Raw genomic sequence first — 23,407 nt, forward strand, 5'->3', positions numbered from 1 at the left:
AAGGTGTTTTTTTGTTATTACCCTAAGAGTTTATTCATTCGTTTAATAAATGCCGTTGGGTTTTCCAGCGTGCCTCGTTCGGAGAGTAATGCCTGCTCAAACAGTAATTCAATCCACTCATTAAACTCATCATCACTTGCAATATCCGCTACTTTTTTCACCATAGTATGATCCGGGTTTAGCTCGAAAGTATATTTTACTTCCGGTGCTTGTTGCCCCATTGCAGCAAAGAGTTTTGCCATTTGGGTGGTCATTTCGTCGCTATCGGTGGAAACCACAGCAGGGGTATCAGTTAAGCGATGAGTGAGCACTACATTTTTAACCCGTTCACCAAAGTAGCCCTTTGCTCGTTCTAAGAATGAGCCAAATTCTGCCTCTTGGGCTTTTTGGGTTTCTTCTTCCGCTTTGTCGGCAAGGTCGCCTAAGTCTAAATCCGACTTGGTAATGCTTTGCAATGGTTTACCGTCAAATTCGGTAAGATGACTGATTAACCACTCATCAATGCGGTCAGAAAGCAGTAATACTTCAATGCCTTTTTTGTTAAATAGCTCTAAATGCGGACTGTTTTTGGCAGCACTATAGCTGTCGGCAGTTAAGAAGTAGATCGCTTTCTGCCCCTCTTTCATTCTTGCAATATAATCGGCAAAACTGACCGCTTGTTCGCTACTGTCTGAGTGCGTTGAAGCAAAACGGAGCAAGCCTGCCACCTGTTGCTTGTTGGCAAAATCTTCGCCCACGCCTTCTTTCAGCACTAAACCGAACGCTTGCCAGAATTGAGCATATTTTTCCGCATCGTCTTTCGCTAGTTTTTCCAGTAATTGCAATGCACGCTTAGTCAGAGCAGAACGGAGCGATTGGGTTACTCGGTTTTCTTGCAGAATTTCACGACTGACGTTGAGTGGCAAATCGTTAGTGTCTAATAGACCACGCATAAAACGCAGGTAGTTCGGCATAAACACTTCTGCATCATCCATAATAAATACACGCTGAACGTAGAGTTTCAAGCCGTGTTTCTGCTCACGTTGGAATAAATCCCACGGAGCTTTGCTCGGCACATAGAGCAAGCTGGTGTACTCTTGTTTACCTTCAACTTTGTTATGCGACCAGAGCAACGGATCGGCAAAATCGTGGCTGATGTGCTTGTAGAACTCTTTATATTCTTCGTCTGAAATCTCATTTTTCGATCTCGTCCAAAGGGCTTGAGCTTTGTTAATTTTTTCCCATTTTTGACCGCTTGTTTTACCTTCGTCATCGTATTCGTTGGTCTGAATTTCCACCGCTAAGCCGATATGGTCGGAGTATTTACCGATAATCTCACGCAAACGCCATTCATTTAAAAATGCCTTTTCTTCTTCACGCAAGTGTAGAATGATTTCCGTGCCACGATCAGCTTTCTCAAAATCAGCAATGGTATATTCCCCTTCGCCTGCCGATTCCCAAATCACGCCTTGTTCGGCTGGCACGCCAGCAGCACGGGTTTTGACGGTAACTTTATCCGCTACAATAAATGAAGAATAGAAGCCCACGCCAAATTGACCGATCAGCTGACTATCTTTGGCTTGTTCTGTGCCGAGTGAGGCTAAAAATTCTTTTGTGCCTGATTTCGCAATCGTGCCTAAATGGTCAATTACCTGCTCACGAGTCATACCGATACCGTTATCGGCAATGGTAATAGTGCCAAGCGTTTCATCAATCGACACACGCACACGCAACTCACCATCGCCTTCATATAGAGCCGGCTCGGAAAGGGCTTTGAAACGGAGTTTATCCGCCGCATCACTCGCATTTGAGATCAGCTCACGCAGGAAAATTTCTTTGTTAGAGTAGAGAGAATGGATCATCAGCTGTAAAAGCTGTTTTACTTCCGACTGGAAGCCACGGGTTTCTTGATTTGCCATTGTGTATTCCTTTTTCATCTAAAAACAGAAACTAAATGGGGCAAGCGGTCAAATTTTCAAGATTTTTTGCAAAAAATGGGAGAAAAAATACCGCTTGTCTGTAAGAAAAATGATTAAAAAATAGAGAAAACGTTATTTTCCCCTTATACTTGTTTCCAATAATGGTTATTTGAATAAATATAATGAGCGAACAATTATTAGACGGTGTCCCTCTAACCGCTCTTTCGGGCGTAGGGGCTGCAATCGCAGAAAAACTAGGGCGTATCGGCATTAATAATGTGCAGGATTTGTTATTTCATCTGCCGATGAGATATGAAGATCGTACTCGCATTACGCCGATTGCCGATGTTCGCCCTGAAAGTTACTGCACCATTGAGGGTTATGTACAACTCACTGAAGTGCAATTCGGGCGTAGACCGATTTTATCCGTTACGCTTTCTGACGGCACGAGCAAAATTATGCTCAAATTCTTTAATTTCAATGCAGGAATGAAAAACAGCCTTGCTACAGGCGTTCGGGTAAAAGCCTTTGGCGAAGTGAAACGTGGGCGTTTTATGGCGGAAATTCATCACCCCGAATATCAAATTATCCGTAATAATCAACCGCTTGAACTAGCGGAAACGCTCACGCCGATTTATTCCACCACCGAAGGCTTAAAACAAGCATCATTACGCAAAATGACCGAGCAAGCCTTAGCGGTATTAAACAATGTGAAAGTGGCAGAATTATTGCCCGATGAATACAATCCACATAAATATAGCTTAAAAGAGGCGTTGCAGTTGTTGCACCGTCCGCCACCAACTATTTCGGCAGAAATTCTAGAAAAAGGCGAACATCCCGCCCAAAAACGATTGATTTTTGAGGAATTGCTTGCCCATAATTTAGCGATGCAGCAACTTCGTTTAGGGGTCAAACAGCAGTTCGCCGAGCCACTAACCTATAAAACAGATTTGAAAGATCGCTTTTTAGCAAGCCTACCATTCCAACCAACCAACGCCCAAAGCCGAGTTACGACGGATATTGAGCAAGATTTAGCACGTCCAAACCCAATGATGCGGTTAGTACAAGGTGATGTGGGGTCAGGAAAAACGCTGGTTGCAGCTTTGGCTGCTCTGTTAGCGATTGATAATGGCAAGCAAGTTGCTCTGATGGCACCGACTGAAATCTTAGCCGAGCAGCACGCTAATAACTTTGCCAACTGGCTTAAACCCTTTGGCATTGAAGTGGGTTGGCTTGCCGGTAAAGTGAAAGGTAAAGCTCGCACCGCTCAAATTGAGGCGATAAAAAACGGCGAGGTGCAGATGATCATCGGCACGCACGCTCTGTTCCAAGAGGCGGTAGAATTCCATCATCTAGCCTTAGTGATTATTGATGAACAACACCGTTTTGGCGTGCATCAACGCTTAACACTGCGTGAAAAAGGGGCGAAAAATGCTAACGGGCAGGACATTTATCCGCACCAACTGATTATGACTGCCACCCCAATTCCAAGAACGCTGGCAATGACGGTTTATGCGGATTTAGACACCTCCATTATTGACGAGCTCCCACCGGGGCGAACCCCTATTACCACCGTGGTGATTTCGGAAGACAGACGAGCAGAAATTGTGCAACGGGTTTATCAAGCCTGTAAAAACGAAAACCGCCAAGCCTATTGGGTGTGTACCTTAATTGATGAATCGGAAGTGTTAGAGGCTCAAGCCGCAGCAGCGATTGCCGAAGATTTGCAACGAGCCTTACCTGATTTGCGTATCGGTTTAGTACACGGTCGAATGAAACCGCAAGAAAAGCAAGCCATTATGGCATCATTCAAAGCGGCAGAGTTGGATTTACTCGTGGCAACCACCGTGATTGAAGTGGGCGTGGACGTGCCAAATGCCAGCCTGATGATTATTGAAAATTCAGAGCGTTTGGGCTTGGCTCAGCTTCACCAATTACGTGGACGAGTAGGGCGAGGAGCAACCGCCTCACATTGCGTGTTGATGTACAAACCGCCTCTCGGCAAAATTTCCAGCAAGCGTTTACAGGTAATGCGAGATAGCCAAGACGGTTTTTTCATTGCAGAAAAAGATTTGGAAATTCGAGGCACAGGGGAAATTCTCGGTACAAAACAGACCGGAATGGCTGAATTTAAGGTGGCGGATTTAATGCGAGACCGCAAAATGATTCCGCTTGTGCAACACTACGCTAAGCAAATTATTGTGGAAAATCCACCGCTTGCACAGGCATTAATTAAGCGTTGGTTAGATGATAAAGCGGAATATACCAACGCTTAACAAGTTGATGATTAGGTTAGCCGAGATTTTTGATAGAATCGATTACCAAATTCCAAAAACGGTCTTTATCTAATTTTTTCGCTACCCAAGTATTGCACGGTTTCGGCGGGTAGCGGAAATCTGCGACCGTCATTCCAAGCGTGTGCGTGCCGGTTAATTCAATATTGACCGGTACTTGTTCCACTTCAATCAAGGTTGGGTCAATCACATAAGCTACCGCACAAGCATCGTGCACCGGTGGGGCATCAAAGTTTTGCACTTGTTTATACTTTTTGGAGAAGAATGCTAAAAGCTCAACTACAAACTGTCCCGGTTTGCTGTTTAAGGCTTTGAAACGTTCTACTACATCAGGGGTTGCAAGTGCTTGGTGAGTTAAATCTAAGCCAACCATCGTTACTTTCCAGCCCGCATTAAATACTATGTGAGCGGCTTCTGGGTCAATCTTGATATTAAACTCCGCCACTGCACTCCAGTTACCTGTGTGATAACCACCGCCCATCAGCACCACTTCTTTCACTCGCTCAATAATGCGAGGCTCTAATCGAGCAGCTAACGCAATATTGGTTAAACCGCCGGTTGGCACTAAGGTGATGGTTTTTTCAGGGTGCGACATCACTAAATCAATAATTAATTGAGCGGCGTGTTTTTCGGAAAATTGCTGAGTAGGTTCAGGTAGTTTAGGACCATCCATTCCTGAATCACCGTGAATATCAGGGGCATTTTCCACCTCACGCACAAGTGGACGAGGGCAACCTTTCGCAAAAGGAATATTGCGGATATTCGCAATTTCCGCCACCGCTAACGCATTACGAGACACTTTCTCTAATGTTTGATTGCCTACAACTGTAGTAACAGCGAGTAAATCAATATTCGGATTTCCCCAAGCTAACATCATCGCAATTGCATCATCGTGCCCCGGGTCGCAATCTAAAATAATTTTTTGAGCCATTAGTTTCTCCTTTATAAAAAAATGAGAGGGAATAACCCTCTCTTAGTAAAAATCAGCAATCTTGTTTGCCGTATTGTTCTTGACGTAGTAATGCACGCACACTTGCATCAAATTGGCTTAGTACTTCTTCGGCATTTGCTGCATCAGTACCTCGAGCATCTAAGTAGAACTTAATTTTTGGTTCAGTACCTGAAGGACGGGCAATTAAACGGCTGCCATTTTCTAAAATGAATACTAAAATATCATTTTGACGTGGCGTTTTTGTATGATCGATAAATTCAACGACTTTAAATCCACCGATGTCTGCCGGCGGATTATTGCGTAAAGCGGTCATTAATTTACCGATTTCTGCTAAATCGCAAACTCTAATAGAAATTTGACCGCTTACATAAGCCCCAAATTCTTTCACAAATTCTGCGGTGTAATCTGCCAGTGTTTTACCCTCTTTTTTCAAGCTGCAAACTAAATCTAAGAACATAATTGCCGCTGAAATACCGTCTTTATCACGCACTTTGTCCGGATCAACCAAATAGCCTAACGCTTCTTCAAAGCCAAATAAGAGGTTTTCAACTTTGCCGATATATTTAAAGCCGGTAAGCGTTTCTTCTGACTCTAACCCATATTTTTTTGCAATTTCCGCTAATGCAGGGGAAGATACAAGTGAACAAGCTAGTACGCCTTTTTTGCCCTGTGCGCGGTACTGTTTCGCTAAATACCAACCTAAGAAACAACCAATCACGTTGCCGTGAAGAGGTTTCCAATTACCTTGAGCATCCGGTACAGCAACCGCTAAACGGTCAGCATCGGGGTCATTTGCAATAATGAATTCTGCATTTTTCGCTTTCGCTAATTCAATGGCTAAGTCCAATGCCCCTTTCTCTTCCGGGTTTGGGAAATTTACCGTTGGAAATGAGCCGTCCGGCTGAATTTGTGCTTCTACTAAATGTGGTTGCGGTAATCCTGCTTTGGCTAAGGTTTTGCTTAATACCTCATAGCCTACGCCGTGCATTGCGGTATAAACATAGTTGATCTCCGCTTTTGGCTGTTTTGCAAGCGAGGCAGTTTTTTCAATATATTTATTTACCACTTCATCATCTAACACGGTGAAATCTTGGCTGCGAGGTAAATCAGAAATGCTACCGCTTGCGACTTTGTCGATTAACGCTGCGATCTCTTTATCCGCTGGGGAAACAATTTGTCCACCACCGTTGGCTTTACCTAAGTAAACCTTGTAACCGTTATCTTCAGGTGGATTGTGGCTCGCAGTAACCATTACACCGGCTGTAGTGTCAAAATATTGAATGGCAAAGGCAAGCACAGGTGTAGGTAATTTACGAGGTAACAAGTAAGTTTTAATACCCGCCGCTGCCATAATTTCTGCGGTATCGCGAGCAAACACATCAGAATTTTTACGACCATCGTAACCAATCACAATAGAAGGGGATTTATCATAACCTTTCACAAATTCTGCTAATCCACCAGCCGCTTGTGCAACCAATACACGGTTCATACCTTGAGAGCCTGCTTGTAATCTGCCTCGCAAACCTGCCGTACCGAATTGTAAACGTCCATCAAAACGAGCTTCTAACTCTTCTTTAGCTTTTTCATCAGATTGAGCTGCTTGAATGAGTTGTTCTAATTCCGCACGAGTTTCAGCATCAGGGTCTTGTGCTAACCAGTTTTGAGCAACTTGAAAAATAGTCATTTTTTACTCCTTTATAATTTAAAATTTGACTTAGACTAACGCAAAGAACCTTTATTTTAAAGGACTTATTTGCTTTTTTGTGATCGAGTTATCAAATAAAACTCAGGCAAACGTTTACTTTTTTATCTAATATAAAATCGGACACAAAAATGAAATTTGTGAGAAATCTCACAAAATATGATTAACTCAATTGACAAAGTTTATAAACACGACAAAAATGTCTACCTCTTTTTCATTACATTATACTAAGGTTTAGTTATGTTTTGGTCTTTCTTATCAGCCTTGATAATCGGCGGATTACTTGGTTTTATTTTTCAACGCACCCGCTTCTGCTTAACAGGCGGATTTCGTGATATGTATCTCCTCAAAAATAATCGTATGTTTTATGCTTTGCTAATCGCAATTTCGGTGCAAAGTATAGGCGTAGTTTCCTTAATGGAATTGGGTTATATCACTTTACCTTATAAAGATTTCTCACTCCCAACCACTATTATCGGTTCATTAATTTTTGGTATGAGTATTATCTTAGCAACTGGCTGTGCTACCGGTACTTGGTATCACGCAGGTGAAGGGTTAATTAGTGCTTGGATTGCATTATTGATGTATATGATTAGTGCTGCTGCGATGCGATTTGGTGCATTAAGTGATTTTACAAAATCAATGATGCAATACGGCAAAATAGAGGAAAACTTAGCTGTTTTATTAAATATATCTATATGGTGGTTAATCGGGATACTTATTACTATTACTGGCTTTTTAGTTTATCGAACATTGTCAAAACCAACACTTAAAGTTGCTTCTTTACCACCTAAATGGACCGGTATTCGCCACTATTTATTCGAAAAACGTTACCACCCATTTTTTGCTGCTGTATTAATTGGATTATTAGCTTTTGCCGCTTGGGGAGTAAATGCTCTGTATGGGAAATCAGCCGGATTAGGTATCACAGGTCCATCGGCTAATATCATTCGATATACTGTTACCGGAGATGCTAAGTTAATAAACTGGGGAGTATTCCTTGTATTAGGCATTATGCTTGGTTCTTACATTGCAGCCAAAGGGAGTAAAGAGTTTAAATGGCGGATGCCTGATCTAGCAACTTGTCGGAACAGTGTCATCGGCGGATTATTAATGGGAATAGGAGCTTCACTTGCCGGTGGTTGTACGATTGGCAATGGTTTAACGGCAACAGCAATAATGAGTGCCAAAGGCTGGATTTCACTGTTTTTTATTATGCTAGGAGTATGGATTATGACTTATTTCATCCATATCCGACCGACTAAACAACCTCAATAAGGAGAAAATATGCGTTACGAGCTTGATACTCAAGGGCATCTATGCCCTTATCCATTAATGGAAGCTAAAAAGAAAATTGTTGATTTAAATATTGGCGACGAGTTGGCTATCCAATTTACTTGTGCTGAAGCTACAGAAAATTTACCTCGCTGGGCTGCTGAGAATAATTATCCTGTTACTCATTTCGCTCAAATTGGTGATGCCGCTTGGGAAATTGTTATCCAAAAAGCTTAAAAAGAACAAGCGGTCATATTTCACAAGTTTTTTGCAAAAAACTCTCAAAATATAACCGCTTGTAGCTAAACTAAAATAGTCTCAATTTAGAATCCGGCATCTTTTTCTAACTGTTCAACTAACGCATCCGGTAAACCTAGTGCATTCGCTAAGTTTGCTAAGAAAATGATTTCTTTACGCTCTAAGTTTGTACATACTGCACGAGCAGCAAGGTAAACTTGAGTCGCAAGAGCTTGATCATTACCTACTTGACGAGCAATTTCTTCTACGCTTGCAGGACTATTCATTTCTTGACTAATCCACGATAATACTTCCGGATCTTGTGATACTTGTGCAACAATTGCGGCTTTTTCATCTTCAGTAATTGCACCATCTGCTGCCGCTGCGGCAATCATTGCTTGTAAAATCACTTTACTTGCTTCATTCGCATCAACTTCTTCAAAATTATCTTGGCTTAATTGAGACGCTGACGCATTTTGTTCTTGATATCTTTGATATGCTTGATAAGCCAAACTACCTAGTGCGGCTAAAGAACCTAATTTCGCTAAACCTGAGCCGCCTTTGCGTCCAAATAACATTGAAATAAGACCTAGAGCAGCAGCACCACCACCTACTTTGGCGATTTGGTCATTTGTCGTATTACCTTTGATTAATCCGTTAGTTGCTGCATCTTTTGCCGTATTTAACACTTGGTTTAAAATTTTATTGAAATCCATTTTTCGTTCCCCTGTAGGTAAGTTAGTCGTTGGTGAATAGAATTCATTTACTTAGTCTTTTTGATTTAAAAAGAGTTCAATTCAATATTAAAGATAATGACCACAACAATGTTTAAATTTTTTGCCCGATCCGCATACACAATTTTGCTTTTGACTTGGTAAAGGAACAGTAGGGTCTACAAAGAACCATTTACTCTCTATTTTGACAAAAAGCGATAATTCGTGATGTGCTTGTTTTCCCTCTTCTGTATCAAAAAATGCCTTAAATTCAACCTGGCTATGTATTTTTGAAAGGTTAGGTAAATGTTTAATGATTTCTAAACCAGCCCATTTTGTATTTTCTCCCCACGTTTTCATTGCTGCTTGGTCAAGATATTTTTGCTGGTTTGGAACTGTAGTTTCAACAATATAGGGAATATTAACTAGCGTATAAGCTGAGTAACGAGAACGCATAAGTTGTTCTGCTGTTTGTGGTATTTCAGCTTTTAAATGAAAAGGCTCACAACATTCGGTATATTTTTTGCCTGATTGGCAGTTACAAGCGGTCATTTTTTCTCACTTTTTTACATATCAAAATGGAGTAAAATTTTACTGTAGAAATACGAAAAAAGGAATTTAATCTAAAAAAACGTTACATACCCTATGTGGATAACTTATGAAAAAAGATTGAATTATTTGGGAATTACACTGTTAAAAGTTTCTTTATTTTAGCTTCTGTGGATAACTTTAGATTTTATCCACAGGTTAGATCTTCTTTTAGTGAGATCTATTCACGACCATTTTTGAATTTAACTTGTTGTTTTTCCTGTAAAAGATCTTTTACTCACATAAAGTAGCGGATCTAATAAGATTAACAATAAAGATCTTTATATAGATCTATATTATCTTTAGCAAAGGAACTTTGGATCTTGTTCAATTTAAATTTTATTTCCCTGATGATCCCTTTTTAAGCTAAAATACAAGTTTATTTTTGCACAGTATTTTTGAGAGAAAAGGCGATATATGATTTATAACCAAATTTACGATGTGATTGTCGTAGGTGGCGGACACGCGGGAACTGAGGCTGCACTTGCTCCCGCCCGTATGGGGTTAAAAACCCTACTTTTAACACATAATGTAGATACTTTAGGGCAAATGTCTTGTAATCCTGCCATTGGGGGGATTGGTAAAGGGCATTTAGTGAAAGAGATTGATGCAATGGGCGGTTTAATGGCGATAGCTACCGACTTTGCAGGGATCCAATTTCGTACATTAAATAGCTCAAAAGGCCCAGCGGTACGTGCTACCCGTGCTCAAGCTGACCGTGTGCTTTACCGTAATGCAGTGCGTACAGCATTAGAAAATCAACCCAATTTAGATATTTTCCAACAAGAAATCGTGGATATTTTAGTGGAAAATAACCGTGCGGTCGGTGCGGTAACAAAAATGGGGCTAATTTTTAAATCTCGTTCTGTGGTTTTAACGGCTGGCACATTCCTTGCAGGTAAGATCCATATTGGTTTAGATAATTATGCAGGTGGTCGAGCAGGTGATCCGGCTGCTACGATGCTTGCCGATCGCTTGCGTGATCTGAATTTGCGTGTTGATCGCTTAAAAACAGGCACACCGCCACGTTTAGATGCTCGTACCATTAATTTTGATGTTTTGGCAAAACAGCACGGTGATGATGTGCTACCGGTAATGTCATTTATGGGATCAGTGGAACAGCACCCTCGTCAAATTCCTTGCTACATTACCCATACAAATGAACAAACTCACGATGTAATCCGTTCTAATTTGGATCGCAGCCCGATGTACACAGGGATTATCGAAGGAATTGGCCCACGCTACTGCCCGTCTATTGAAGATAAAGTGATGCGTTTTGCCGATCGTAATTCTCACCAGATCTACCTTGAACCGGAAGGTTTAAACACGATCGAAGTTTACCCGAACGGCATTTCAACCAGTTTACCGTTTGATGTGCAAATGGGCATCGTAAACTCGATGAAAGGTTTGGAAAACACCCGTATTATCAAACCGGGTTATGCGATTGAATACGACTATTTTGACCCTCGTGATTTAAAACCAACCCTTGAAACCAAAGCGATTGATGGCTTATTCTTTGCGGGGCAAATCAATGGTACAACAGGCTACGAAGAAGCCGCAGCACAAGGTTTATTAGCAGGGATTAATGCGGCATTACAGGTGCAGGGTAAAGAGGCTTGGTTCCCAACCCGTGATCAGGCTTACACCGGCGTATTGGTGGACGATCTCTGCACGCTTGGCACAAAAGAGCCATACCGAGTATTCACTTCTCGTGCTGAATACCGTCTATTATTGCGTGAAGATAATGCCGATATTCGTTTAACGCCGATTGCTCACCAGCTAGGTTTAATTGACGAAGCTCGTTGGGTGCGTTTCAACCAAAAAATGGAAGCGATTGAACAAGAACGTACACGCTTAAAACAGACGTGGGCTCATTTACAAATGCCAAATTTAGATGAACTCAATGCGTTATTAAGCACGCCACTTGCCCGTGAAGCAAGCGGTGAAGATTTAATCCGCCGCCCAGAGATGAGCTACGAAAAACTCACTCAAATCGCCCCATTTGCTCCAGCTATTGAAGATAAACAAGCCGCTGAGCAGGTAGAAATTGCGATTAAATACCAAGGCTACATAGAGCATCAATACAACGAAATTGAACGCCACAAACGCCACGAAAACACCCAAATTCCACCGGAGTTTGACTACAACAAAGTGGACAGCTTATCCAATGAAGTGCGAGCTAAATTAATGCAATATCGCCCGGTTTCTATCGGTCAAGCAAGCCGTATTTCCGGCATCACTCCGGCAGCGATTTCTATTCTTCTTGTGAATTTAAAAAAACAGGGAATGTTAAAACGCGGTGAGCTGTAATAATATAAACCTCGGTTTACCGAGGTTTTATTTTAGGAATTTGCAAAATGTTAGAAAAATTAGACCGCTTGTTAGCTCAAGCAAACATAAATCTACCCGATCAACAAAAAGCACAGTTAGTGGGTTTTGTGCGATTATTGGATAAATGGAATAAAGCTTATAACCTGACTTCCGTTCGTAACCCTGATGAAATGTTGGTGAAACATATTATGGATAGCCTTGTCGTGAGCCAACATTTACAGGGCGAAAAGTTTATTGACGTGGGAACAGGTCCGGGTTTGCCGGGGATTCCGTTGGCGATTATTAATCCTGATAAACAATTTGTTTTATTGGATAGTTTGGGTAAACGCATCACTTTTATCAAAAATGTGTTGCGTGAGTTGGGAATTCAAAATGTCATCCCTGTTCTGAGCCGTGTGGAGGAATATCAAGAGCAACAATTTGACGGTGTTCTCAGTCGAGCCTTTGCCTCCCTTGATGATATGGTAAATTGGTGCTATCACTTGCCGAATGAAAACGGAAAATTTTATGCGTTAAAAGGCGTGTATGATGAAACTGAAGCGCAAGCGGTGAAAAAGACTATTGAATTGGTAGATGTGATTGAATTACAAGTGCCGGAGTTGATCGGTGAAAGACATTTAGTGGTGTTGAAATTATCAAAATTGCCGTGCCAGATGGCAAAAAAACATTAAATGCTATAGATAATTTAGCTGGCGGAGCTCACCATAGTGCTTTCAGTTTGGATATTGATGCAGAAATGTTACGCACATTCGCTGAATATTTCGGTATTGAGTTTATTCATATTAATGAAAATACGGAGTTACCGCAGCTTAAAAATGAATTACGTTGGAATGATTTAGCTTATAAATTTTCTAGATAAGTAATGATTGATAATAAGCGGTTGTTTTTGGCTTATTTTTTACAAAGTTCTCAAAAGAATATTGTAATATGTTTGTAACAAAATGACCGCATTTACTTCCCTTATTCCCTTCAAATCAACCTTGTCTTTCTATATATTCCCCGATCAAATTTTTTACATTTTTGTAAAAATCGGAGTTTTTTTTCAAAAATGTGAAGAATGACTCATTTTATGAAGTTTTAGGTTGCAACTCTTAATTTGTAAAGTATAATTTCTCGTTGGATTTCCATTGATTCAACAGTGGCTAATTATTAGCCTGTTTGTTAAGGTAAACTTGTTCAAAAAGGGTAAAATGTGTCTGCTGTAATCAATAAAGCAAAATCACAATATCGCAGAGCGTTGGGAATTGAAGCGGGAGCTATTTTAGTTTTAGCTTTTATTCTTTTTTTGTGTAAAGGGAATATTGCTGTTTCCTTTCTTGCCGGAGGCATCTCTAGTTTTGTGCCTCACTGTGTTTTTGTGTATTGGGTTTTCTTTAGAAATTCTGCAAAAGATCGGACAAAAATGACCGCTTTCTATTGGGGAGAAGGGTTTAAATGGTTAGTTGCAATCATTTTAATGATAGTGAGTTTTACCTTAATTCCGCATTTCCAATTTTTAGTATTTTTTGTAGGTTATTTTTTAGCACTGTTTTTAAACATTGCATTGCCGATGTTCTTGAGTCGGAAATCAACATAGTTTTTTAATTTTGAAAGGATAAATTATGGCTGGGTCTACCGCAGAATATATCACTCACCATTTGACGTTTTTAACGACAGGTGAGGGATTTTGGAATGTGCATTTAGATACCTTATTTTTCTCATTGGTAGCAGGTGCTATTTTCCTTTATTTTTTCCGCAAAGCAGCAAAAAATGCAACAACAGGCGTGCCGGGTAAGTGGCAATGTTTTGTTGAGATGATTATTGAATGGGTAAACGGTGTGGTTAAAGAGAACTTTCACGGTCCTCGCCACGAAGTAGGTCCATTAGCATTAACCATCTTTTGCTGGGTATTCATTATGAATGCTATTGACTTGATCCCGGTTGATTATCCACCTCAATTAGCAAGTTTGCTAGGTATTGATTATTTACGTGCAGTACCAACAGCAGATATTAGTGCAACATTGGGTTTATCAATTGGTGTATTCTGCCTAATTATCTACTACACAATCAAATCGAAAGGTTTTGGTGGCTTTGTAAAAGAATATACGTTACACCCTTTTAATCATTGGGCATTTATTCCGGTAAACTTCTTATTAGAAGTGGTTACTTTACTCGCTAAACCAATTTCTCTTGCTTTCCGTTTATTCGGTAATATGTATGCAGGTGAGTTAATCTTTATTTTGATTGCTGTAATGTATATGGCAGAAAGCATAGTACCTCAAATGTTGGGTGTGCCGCTTCAAATTGTTTGGGCTATCTTCCACATTTTAGTTATTACGCTTCAAGCATTCATCTTTATGATGCTGACAATCGTGTATTTAAGTATTGGTTATAATAAAGCCGATCATTAATACAAGCGGTTAAAAAATCTTAATTTTTTACAATTTTAAATTTTGTAGAGTGATTGCTCTGTAAAACAATGAAATGAAAGGCATAAGCCTTTGATATTTAACTAACCTAGCCTTTGGCTAAATTCCTCAACCCTTATGGAGAACATTATGGAAAACGTAATTACCGCAACAATTTTTGGTTCAGTAATTTTATTAGCTTTCGCTGCATTCGGTACTGCGATTGGTTTCGCATTATTAGGTGGTAAATTCTTAGAATCTTCTGCTCGCCAGCCTGAATTAGCAAACAGCTTACAAACTAAAATGTTTATCGTTGCAGGTCTTTTAGATGCTATCTCAATGATCGCTGTGGGTATCGCATTATTATTCATCTTCGCTAACCCATTCATTGGTTTATTAGGCTAATCCCTATAAATAATAGGCGTTACCTTCGGGTAATTTAACTAACTTTATAGGAGGCGTTGTGAATTTAAATGCAACACTAATTGGTCAGCTTATTGCGTTCGCACTCTTTGTTGCGTTCTGTATGAAATATGTATGGCCACCGCTAATTCGAGCGATTGAAGAGCGTCAAGCAAATATTGCTAATGCTTTAGCTTCTGCCGAAAAAGCGAAACAAGAGCAGGCTGATTCTAAAGCTGCGGCAGATCAAGAAATCCTGTTAGCAAAAGAAGAAGCACAAAAAATTATTGATTTGGCAACAAAACGTCGTAATGAAATTTTAGAGTCTGTACAAGCAGAGGCTGAAGTTGAACGTCTACGCATTATTGAACAAGGTTATGCTGAAGTAGAAAGCGAACGTAAACGTGTTCAAGAAGAGCTTCGTCAAAAAGTGGCTGCATTGGCTGTTGCCGGTGCTGAGAAAATTGTCGGTCGTTCAGTGGATGCTGCAGCGAACAACGATATTATTGATAAGCTAGTTGCAGAACTATAAAAAGGTGGGGCAGATGTCAGAATTAAGCACAGTAGCTCGCCCCTATGCTAAAGCGGCTTTCGATTTTGCTTTAGAACAAGGTCAATTGGATAAATGGCAGGAAATGTTGCAATTTTCTGCAGCTGTCGCGAATGATGAGCAAGTAGCTGATTTCATCAGTTCATCACTTGCAAGCGGTCAAATTTCTGATACGTTTATCAATATTTGCGGCGAACAATTAGATCAATATGGGCAAAATTTCATTCGCGTTATGGCTGATAATAAGCGTTTAGCGGTATTACCTGCTGTATTGAATGCATTTTTAGAATTAAGAGCAGAGCACGAATCAATAAAAGATGTTGAGGTTGTTTCTGCAGATAAATTAACAGATGCACAAGAAGCAAAAATTGCCAATGCGATGGAAAAGCGACTCGGAACAAAAGTACGTATTACTTCATCAATTGATAGTTCATTAATTGCGGGTGTAATCATTCGTTATGATGATGTGGTGATTGATGGTAGTAGTCGTGGACAGCTAAACCGCTTGAGTCAAGAGTTGAGCTTGTAAGAGGAATAAAAAATGCAACTAAATTCAACAGAAATTAGTGAATTGATTAAAAAGCGTATTGCCCAATTCAATGTTGTGAGCGAAGCTCAAAGCACAGGGACAATCGTTTCGGTAAGTGACGGGGTTATTCGTATCCACGGCTTATCAGATGTAATGCAAGGCGAAATGATTGCATTACCGGGCAATCGTTATGCGATTGCATTAAACTTAGAAAGAGATTCTGTCGGTGCGGTTGTAATGGGACCTTATGCAGATTTAGCAGAAGGTATGGAAGTACAATGCACAGGTCGTATTTTAGAAGTACCGGTTGGTCGTGGTTTATTAGGTCGTGTAGTTAATACATTAGGTCAGCCAATTGATGGTAAAGGTGAAATTGAAAACGATGGTTTCTCACCAATCGAAGTGATTGCACCGGGTGTTATCGATCGTCAATCAGTAGACCAACCTGTTCAAACCGGTTATAAAGCGGTGGACTCAATGGTTCCGATCGGTCGTGGTCAGCGTGAGCTTATCATCGGCGACCGTCAAACCGGTAAAACTGCATTAGCTATCGATGCTATCATTAATCAACGTGATTCAGGCATTAAATGTATCTACGTTGCGATCGGTCAAAAAGCATCAACTATTGCAAACGTAGTGCGTAAATTAGAAGAGCACGGTGCATTACAAAACACTATCGTGGTTGTAGCATCTGCATCTGAATCTGCAGCATTGCAATACTTAGCTCCTTATGCAGGTTGTGCAATGGGTGAATACTTCCGTGATCGTGGTGAAGATGCGTTAATCGTTTACGATGATTTATCTAAGCAAGCAGTTGCTTACCGTCAAATTTCATTGTTATTACGTCGTCCACCGGGTCGTGAAGCATTCCCGGGTGATGTATTCTACCTACACTCTCGTTTATTAGAACGTGCGTCTCGTGTAAACGCAGACTATGTAGAGCGTTTCACTAACGGTGCGGTGAAAGGTCAAACAGGTTCTTTAACTGCATTACCGATCATCGAAACTCAAGCGGGCGACGTTTCGGCGTTCGTTCCAACCAACGTAATTTCGATTACTGATGGTCAGATTTTCTTGGAATCAGGATTATTCAATGCTGGTATTCGTCCTGCGGTAAACCCTGGTATCTCGGTTTCTCGTGTTGGTGGTTCTGCACAAACTAAATTAGTGAAGAAATTAGCCGGTGGTATTCGTACCGCACTTGCACAATATCGTGAATTAGCAGCGTTCGCACAGTTTGCATCAGACCTTGATGAAGCAACACGCAAACAGCTTTCACACGGTCAAAAAGTAACTGAATTACTTAAACAGAAACAATTCGAGCCAATGTCTGTAGCACAGTTAGGTTTATCGCTAGCAGCAGCAGAATATGGTTATCTTGATGATGTGCCTGTTGAGCGTGTAGGTTCGTTTGAAGCTAACTTATTAGCGTATGCTCAAAGCAACTACGGCGAGTTTATGCAAGAACTGTCAAAATCTGGCAATTTCAATGATGAAATTAAAGATAAATTGAACGAGATTTTATCTGGTTTCAAAAAGAACAGTGCTTGGTAATCTAACTTTTTAGCGGAGAAAAAATATGGCAGGTGCTAAAGAGATAAGAACCAAAATTGCAAGTGTTCGTAATACACAAAAAATTACCAAAGCGATGGAAATGGTTGCCGCATCAAAAATGCGTAAAACCCAAGAGCGTATGTCGGCTTCTCGCCCTTATGCAGATAGCATTCGCAAAGTAATTAGCCATATTGCCAAAGGTAACATCGAGTATCAACACCCGTTCCTCATCTCACGTCCGGTGAAAAAAGTGGGCTATTTAGTCGTTTCAACTGATCGCGGATTGTGTGGTGGTTTGAATATTAACTTATTTAAAACCGTTTTAAATGAGTTAAAAGAAAAAGATGATCAAGGTATCAAATCTGAATTAAGTTTGGTTGGAAACAAAGGTATTTCTTTCTTCAACCCAATGGGATTAGAGATTAAAGGTCATATTAATGGATTGGGTGATACACCAACAATGGAAAATTTAGTTGGTATTGTAAACGGTATGGTAAAATCCTTCCGTGATGGTGATATTGATGAAGTTTACGTAGTATATAACCGCTTCGTAAACACAATGTCGCAAAAACCGACAGTACAAAAACTACTTCCATTGCCGGAACTTGAAAATGACTCATTAGGACAAACAGGTTCTTGGGATTATATCTATGAACCAAGTCCACAAGCGTTATTAGATAGCTTACTTGTACGTTATTTAGAATCTCAGGTATATCAAGCAGTAGTTGATAACCTAGCCTCTGAACAAGCAGCTCGAATGGTTGCGATGAAAGCGGCAACGGATAACGCAGGTAATCTGATTAATGAGTTACAATTGGTGTATAACAAAGCTCGTCAAGCAAGTATTACGAATGAATTAAATGAAATTGTCGCGGGTGCCGCAGCAATTTAACAATGAATAGAGGAACGGTAATGGCAACGGGAAAAATTGTACAGATCATCGGTGCGGTAATCGATGTTGAGTTTCCGCAAGATGCAGTACCAAAAGTTTATGATGCATTAAAAGTTGAAACAGGCTTAACGCTTGAAGTTCAACAACAATTAGGTGGTGGTGTGGTACGTTGTATCGCATTAGGTTCATCTGATGGTTTAAAACGTGGCTTAAAAGTTGAAAATACAAATAAAGCGATTGAAGTACCTGTTGGTACAAAAACGCTTGGTCGTATTATGAACGTATTAGGTGAGCCAATTGATGAAGCAGGTCCAATTGGTGAAGAAGAACGTTGGACAATTCACCGTGCAGCACCAAGCTACGAAGAGCAGTCTAACAGCACTGAGTTGTTAGAAACAGGGATTAAAGTTATTGACTTAGTCGCTCCGTTTGCGAAAGGTGGTAAAGTTGGTTTGTTCGGTGGTGCGGGTGTAGGTAAAACCGTAAATATGATGGAGTTAATCCGTAACATTGCGATTGAGCACAGCGGTTACTCTGTATTTGCGGGTGTAGGTGAGCGTACTCGTGAGGGTAATGACTTCTACCACGAAATGAAAGACTCTAACGTATTAGACAAAGTATCACTGGTTTACGGTCAGATGAATGAACCACCAGGCAACCGTCTGCGTGTAGCATTAACCGGCTTAACAATGGCGGAGAAATTCCGTGATGAAGGTCGTGATGTATTATTCTTCGTAGATAACATCTACCGTTATACTCTTGCAGGTACTGAAGTATCAGCACTTTTAGGTCGTATGCCATCTGCGGTAGGTTATCAGCCGACTCTTGCAGAAGAGATGGGTGTATTACAAGAGCGTATTACTTCAACCAAAACAGGTTCTATTACTTCTGTACAAGCGGTTTACGTACCGGCGGATGACTTAACTGACCCATCACCGGCAACAACTTTCGCACACTTAGACTCAACAGTGGTATTAAGCCGTAACATTGCATCTCTTGGTATTTACCCTGCGGTAGACCCATTAGACTCAACATCTCGCCAATTAGATCCATTAGTTGTTGGCGAAGAACACTATAATGTTGCTCGTGGTGTACAAGGTACATTACAACGTTATAAAGAGTTAAAAGATATTATCGCAATCTTAGGTATGGATGAGTTATCGGAAGATGACAAACGCTTAGTAGCTCGTGCACGTAAAATTGAACGTTTCCTTTCACAACCATTCCACGTTGCGGAAGTATTCAACAGCGTACCGGGTAAATTCGTACCGTTAAAAGAGACAATTCGTGGCTTTAAAGGCATTTTAGAAGGCGAATACGACCATATCCCGGAACAAGCGTTCTATATGGCGGGTTCAATTGACGAAGTGGTTGAAAGAGCAAAACAGATGTAATTGTTCTTAAACAAAGGAGAACAGTATGACATCTCAATTTGAACTCACAGTTGTGAGTGCGGAAAGTAAAATCTTTGAAGGCACAGTAACGAGTGTGCGTGTTTCAGGGATTGATGGCGAATTAGGGATCTATGCAGGGCATACCCCACTATTAACCGCTATCAAACCGGGTATGGTTAAATTCACTTTAGCTGATGGCAAAGAAGAATTTATCTATGTATCTGGTGGCTTCCTTGAAGTACAACCAACCATTGTTACCGTGCTTGCAGATACCGCAATTCGTGGTGATGAACTTGATGAACAACGTATTCTTGCTGCAAAACGTAAAGCAGAAGAAACCTTGTCTAAAACTAACGACGCTGATTTAACAGCGAAATTAGCGAAAGAAATTGCGAAATTGCGTGTTTACGAACTCACAAAAACAAAATTAGCGAACAAACGTTAATACTGAAAAACCCCACGCAAGTGGGGTTTTGTTTTTACAAGCGGTTTAAAAATGCTAATTTTTTACAGATAAATATTTTTTTAAATTCATTTCTACTTGACGACAAGTTGTTTTTTTTTTGTACAATTTTTGTGTGCATTTGCACGGTCAATTTTATAAGGAAAACACTATGTCTGTTAAAAAACTCTCTTTAGCTAGTTTGATTTTATTTGGGATTACTGCTTGTAGTAGCGGTGGCGGTTCATCAAATGTTATTACTGACAAACCTCAACATAATTCAATTCAAACAGAGTTGGATACAACTAAATCAGAATTAGCAACATCAACAAGCAATTTACAAAAGGCTCAAGCAGAATTAGCAAAGTTGAAATCTTATAAAAATGCAACTTCTGAGCAACTTACACAAGCAAAAATAAACCTTGAAAATGCTGAAAAAGCGAAAGGATTAGCTGAAAGTAAATTAGCTACGATGAATAATGAAAAGCAAGCGGTGCAAAATCAGCTAAATTCTGTAAATGCTGAATTAGCAAAAGCGAGAAATGATTTGCAAAAATCAAAAGAAGTCGCTGAAAGCAAATTAACTACGATAAATAACGAAAAACAAGCGGTACAAAATCAGCTAAATTCTGCAAATGCTGAATTAGTAAAAGCCAAAAATGAGTTACAGAAAGCTGAAGCAAATTTAGCAAAGGCTCAAGCGGATAAAAATAGTACAGCTGAGCAGTTAGCAACAGCAAAACAAGAAAAAGAAGCGGCTGAGCTTGCATTAAAAAATAAAACGGCTTTAATAAAAGAAATAGTACAAAAAGCAGCTGAAATTACCAAAGAACAAGGAAGAAATTATTCTTGGATTGATCACACAGGTTTATCTTTACCAAAAGGGTTAAGTAAACACGCTTTCATTAGTATGTCTGCAGAAAATTTAGACGGTATTTTTGTTGGTAATCACTATATTTATCTTACCCCAAGTGTAACCGTTGTTGGGCGTGATATTAGTGCATTTTGGAATGAAGATACAACAGAACAAAGAAGGTTTAGAGTTAACCGAATTGAAGGGGTAAGAACTACAAATCTTCCTACATCTGGCGAAGTAACTTATGTTGGCAAAGCATTTAACTCGGATAATGTAGGAACATTGAATTACAAAGTTAATTTTACTGAGAAAACAGGGGTTGGTTCTCTCTCTCAATTTAATAATACTGCTATTCCAACAATCCAGTTGGAAAAAGGTAATATTGTTGATGGTATGATTAAAGCAAATGCTTCTGCTTCAGGTGGTATTTCAGGTAAGTACGAATTAGGTTTTTACGGTGAAAATGCACAAGCTATCGCTGGTGAGACCTATCTTTATAAACAATTTGAAGGTGGAATAACAACAAATAAGACAACTGCTGAAAAATATGGTGATAGCGAGGGAGGTACTGTTTTTGGCGTAGCAGGCGAGAAGCAATAATTTTTGTAGACTTACAAGCGGTCAAAAACGGTAAATTTTTTGCAAAAACAGACCGCTTGTAGAAAAAATAAAGCGAACCAGAAGGTTCGCTTTTTTATGATTAAAGAATATTTTCAAACTCTTCAAACACCGCTTTTGGCCATACGCTAGATTGCACTTCACCAATGTGTTTTTTGTGTAACAAGAACATTACTAGGCGTGATTGACCGATACCACCACCGATAGAAAGTGGTAACTTGCCAGCCAATAAATCTTTGTGCCAATCCATTTCTAAACGGTCTTCATCGCCGGTAATTGCTACTTGTAAACGTAATGCTTTTTCGTCCACACGAATACCCATTGAAGAAAGCTCGAACGCTGTGCCTAATTCTTCGTTCCACACTAAAATATCGCCGTTTAAGCCTTTATAACCTTGCTCGGATTCGGTTGTCCAGTCATCATAGTCCGGTGCTCGACCGTCGTGTGGTTTGCCGTCTGATAATTTGCCGCCGATACCGATTAAGAACACTGCACCGCACTCTTTACAAATCGCATTTTCACGCTCTTTGCCTGTCATATTTGGGTAGCGTTGCACTAAATCTTCGCTATGCACAAAGGTAATTTGTTTTGGTAAAACTGATGGAATATCGAAACGAGCTTCCACTGCTAATTCAGTTAAACGAATCGCTTTGTAGATTTCGTTCACGGTCTCTTTTAAGAACGCAAAATCACGGCGACCTTCAGGAATCACTTTTTCCCAGTCCCATTGATCCACATACACCGAGTGCGTGCGGTCTAATGAATCTTCGTCCGGACGCAACGCTTTCATATGCACGAATAAGCCTTCACCTTCTTTAAAACCAAAACGAGCTAATGTATGGCGTTTCCATTTAGCAAGAGAGTGAACCACTTCATAGGTGGCGTTTGGAATACATTTTACGTTTACTTTTACTGCTTTTTCGATACCGGAAAGGTTATCTTGCATACCGTTACCGACTTCGCTCAAGATTGGACCTTGTACTTCCACAATGCCTAGTTTGTCGATTAAATATTGCGTAAAGGTGTTTTTAACAAAACTGATTTCTTGTTGTTGTAAGATGAATGATTTTTTCATTTTTATTGCTTTCCTAATGAATATGAAATATGAACAGTTGCTAATTTAAAGAATTCTGTTAAAAATGCAATATTTATCAAATAAAAAAGCAAATGTATTAAATTTAGTTTAAAATAAGTTAAGTTATTTTAGATAAAATCTAAATAAATGGATTTTGAGGAGGAAAAATGCACAATAAAAACAAAGTGAAATTAGAAATTGATAAACTCGATCAGCAAATTTTACGCTGTTTAATTAAAGATGCCCGCATACCTTATGCAGAAATGGCGAAAGATTTTGGCGTAAGTGCGGCAACTATCCACGTTCGGGTTGAAAAAATGCGACAAGCAGGGGTTATTCAATCAACAAAAATTGTAGTCAATGAACAGAAATTGGGCTATGATGTGTGTTGTTTTATAGGAATTATTCTCAAATCGGCAAAAGATTACGATAAAGTAATCGCGAAACTTAACGAGTTTGATGAAGTAGTGGAGGCATATTACACAACAGGTAATTATTCGATTTTTATTAAAGTGATGACTCACACTATTGAAGAATTGCATTCGGTTTTAGCGGGCAAAATTCAATCTATTGATGAAATTCAATCAACAGAAACTTTGATTTCGCTACAAAATCCGATTTTGAGAGATATTTTGCCTTAGTAACAAGCGGTTAAAAAAGCATTAATTTTTGCAAATAAGAATAGCAATATAAATAAAAGGAAATAGAATGAATGCCA

Annotated in this window: 23 protein-coding genes; 17 read left to right on the top strand and 6 right to left on the bottom strand. The window is 39.8% G+C overall.

The window, feature by feature from the left end:
- Positions 1–17: 17 nt before the first annotated feature.
- Positions 18–1,898 carry a molecular chaperone HtpG gene (gene htpG / locus ACJHV0_RS10480; RefSeq protein ID WP_483134166.1) on the bottom strand — a complete coding sequence of 627 codons (1,881 nt, stop codon included), beginning with the start codon at positions 1,896–1,898 and terminating at the stop codon, positions 18–20.
- Positions 1,899–2,080: 182 nt separating this feature from the next.
- Here htpG and recG point away from each other — a divergent pair, with 182 nt between their 5' ends.
- Positions 2,081–4,174, top strand: a complete 2,094-nt coding sequence (gene recG / locus ACJHV0_RS10485) for an ATP-dependent DNA helicase RecG (RefSeq protein ID WP_483134167.1) — start codon at positions 2,081–2,083, stop codon at positions 4,172–4,174.
- 16 nt (positions 4,175–4,190) lie between these two features.
- Here the strand turns inward: recG and uriH are convergent, their stop codons facing one another.
- Together uriH and ACJHV0_RS10495 are read right to left on the bottom strand one after the other, a co-directional pair.
- Positions 4,191–5,123: a uridine-preferring nucleoside hydrolase UriH gene (gene uriH / locus ACJHV0_RS10490; protein WP_483134168.1), complete on the bottom strand. Its 933-nt coding sequence runs from the start codon at positions 5,121–5,123 to the stop codon at positions 4,191–4,193.
- Positions 5,124–5,175: 52 nt separating this feature from the next.
- Positions 5,176–6,828 (bottom strand): phospho-sugar mutase, encoded by a 1,653-nt coding sequence (locus tag ACJHV0_RS10495; RefSeq protein ID WP_483134169.1) that lies wholly within the window; start codon positions 6,826–6,828, stop codon positions 5,176–5,178.
- 258 nt (positions 6,829–7,086) lie between these two features.
- Between ACJHV0_RS10495 and ACJHV0_RS10500 the strand changes: the two genes are divergently transcribed.
- On the top strand, positions 7,087–8,124 hold the full coding sequence (locus ACJHV0_RS10500) for a YeeE/YedE family protein (RefSeq protein WP_483134170.1): 1,038 nt from the start codon (positions 7,087–7,089) through the stop codon (positions 8,122–8,124).
- Positions 8,125–8,133: 9 nt separating this feature from the next.
- Positions 8,134–8,358, top strand: coding sequence for a sulfurtransferase TusA family protein (locus ACJHV0_RS10505; protein ID WP_025234956.1), 225 nt, complete (start codon positions 8,134–8,136; stop codon positions 8,356–8,358).
- An 86-nt stretch (positions 8,359–8,444) separates the two neighbouring features.
- On the opposite strand, the gene ACJHV0_RS10510 is transcribed toward ACJHV0_RS10505, so the two are convergent.
- The gene (locus tag ACJHV0_RS10510) at positions 8,445–9,074 is read right to left on the bottom strand and encodes a tellurite resistance TerB family protein (RefSeq protein WP_188157158.1); all 630 of its coding nucleotides are present in this window, start codon (positions 9,072–9,074) and stop codon (positions 8,445–8,447) included.
- Positions 9,075–9,161: 87 nt separating this feature from the next.
- Complete coding sequence (locus tag ACJHV0_RS10515) at positions 9,162–9,623, bottom strand: YchJ family protein (protein ID WP_188157159.1); 462 nt, start codon at positions 9,621–9,623, stop codon at positions 9,162–9,164.
- 453 nt (positions 9,624–10,076) lie between these two features.
- On the opposite strand from ACJHV0_RS10515, the gene mnmG reads away from it, so the two are divergent.
- The 13 genes from mnmG to ACJHV0_RS10580 all read left to right on the top strand — a co-directional run bounded on the left by mnmG (position 10,077) and on the right by ACJHV0_RS10580 (position 21,596).
- Entirely contained in the window at positions 10,077–11,969 is a 1,893-nt protein-coding gene (gene mnmG, locus ACJHV0_RS10520) for a tRNA uridine-5-carboxymethylaminomethyl(34) synthesis enzyme MnmG (RefSeq protein WP_483134171.1), read from the top strand.
- A 47-nt stretch (positions 11,970–12,016) separates the two neighbouring features.
- A complete protein-coding gene (gene rsmG, locus ACJHV0_RS10525; protein ID WP_483134172.1) occupies positions 12,017–12,661 on the top strand; it encodes a 16S rRNA (guanine(527)-N(7))-methyltransferase RsmG in 645 nt (214 codons plus the stop codon).
- Positions 12,637–12,849 carry a hypothetical protein gene (locus ACJHV0_RS10530; protein ID WP_483134173.1) on the top strand — a complete coding sequence of 71 codons (213 nt, stop codon included), beginning with the start codon at positions 12,637–12,639 and terminating at the stop codon, positions 12,847–12,849. The genes rsmG and ACJHV0_RS10530 overlap by 25 nt, the downstream gene beginning before the upstream one ends.
- A gap of 333 nt (positions 12,850–13,182) precedes the next feature.
- Positions 13,183–13,566: an ATP synthase subunit I gene (locus tag ACJHV0_RS10535; protein ID WP_025236989.1), complete on the top strand. Its 384-nt coding sequence runs from the start codon at positions 13,183–13,185 to the stop codon at positions 13,564–13,566.
- Between the two features lie 25 nt (positions 13,567–13,591).
- Positions 13,592–14,380: a F0F1 ATP synthase subunit A gene (atpB, locus tag ACJHV0_RS10540; protein ID WP_025236988.1), complete on the top strand. Its 789-nt coding sequence runs from the start codon at positions 13,592–13,594 to the stop codon at positions 14,378–14,380.
- 147 nt (positions 14,381–14,527) lie between these two features.
- Positions 14,528–14,782, top strand: a complete 255-nt coding sequence (gene atpE / locus ACJHV0_RS10545) for a F0F1 ATP synthase subunit C (RefSeq protein WP_025236987.1) — start codon at positions 14,528–14,530, stop codon at positions 14,780–14,782.
- Between the two features lie 58 nt (positions 14,783–14,840).
- Complete coding sequence (gene atpF / locus ACJHV0_RS10550) at positions 14,841–15,311, top strand: F0F1 ATP synthase subunit B (protein ID WP_025236986.1); 471 nt, start codon at positions 14,841–14,843, stop codon at positions 15,309–15,311.
- A gap of 13 nt (positions 15,312–15,324) precedes the next feature.
- Entirely contained in the window at positions 15,325–15,858 is a 534-nt protein-coding gene (atpH, locus tag ACJHV0_RS10555; protein ID WP_025236985.1) for a F0F1 ATP synthase subunit delta, read from the top strand.
- A gap of 12 nt (positions 15,859–15,870) precedes the next feature.
- Positions 15,871–17,412, top strand: coding sequence for a F0F1 ATP synthase subunit alpha (atpA, locus tag ACJHV0_RS10560; RefSeq protein ID WP_334248946.1), 1,542 nt, complete (start codon positions 15,871–15,873; stop codon positions 17,410–17,412).
- 25 nt (positions 17,413–17,437) lie between these two features.
- On the top strand, positions 17,438–18,304 hold the full coding sequence (gene atpG / locus ACJHV0_RS10565; RefSeq protein WP_483134174.1) for a F0F1 ATP synthase subunit gamma: 867 nt from the start codon (positions 17,438–17,440) through the stop codon (positions 18,302–18,304).
- Positions 18,305–18,324: 20 nt separating this feature from the next.
- Entirely contained in the window at positions 18,325–19,698 is a 1,374-nt protein-coding gene (gene atpD, locus ACJHV0_RS10570) for a F0F1 ATP synthase subunit beta (protein ID WP_283386652.1), read from the top strand.
- Positions 19,699–19,723: 25 nt separating this feature from the next.
- Positions 19,724–20,143: a F0F1 ATP synthase subunit epsilon gene (locus ACJHV0_RS10575; protein WP_025236981.1), complete on the top strand. Its 420-nt coding sequence runs from the start codon at positions 19,724–19,726 to the stop codon at positions 20,141–20,143.
- A gap of 169 nt (positions 20,144–20,312) precedes the next feature.
- Entirely contained in the window at positions 20,313–21,596 is a 1,284-nt protein-coding gene (locus ACJHV0_RS10580) for a factor H binding protein domain-containing protein (RefSeq protein ID WP_483134175.1), read from the top strand.
- 100 nt (positions 21,597–21,696) lie between these two features.
- On the opposite strand, the gene asnA is transcribed toward ACJHV0_RS10580, so the two are convergent.
- Positions 21,697–22,689, bottom strand: coding sequence for an aspartate--ammonia ligase (gene asnA, locus ACJHV0_RS10585; protein WP_188157170.1), 993 nt, complete (start codon positions 22,687–22,689; stop codon positions 21,697–21,699).
- 167 nt (positions 22,690–22,856) lie between these two features.
- On the opposite strand from asnA, the gene asnC reads away from it, so the two are divergent.
- On the top strand, positions 22,857–23,330 hold the full coding sequence (gene asnC / locus ACJHV0_RS10590; protein ID WP_334232532.1) for a transcriptional regulator AsnC: 474 nt from the start codon (positions 22,857–22,859) through the stop codon (positions 23,328–23,330).
- Positions 23,331–23,407 lie beyond the last annotated feature (77 nt).

It is taken from the genome of Mannheimia sp. (assembly GCF_056854775.1).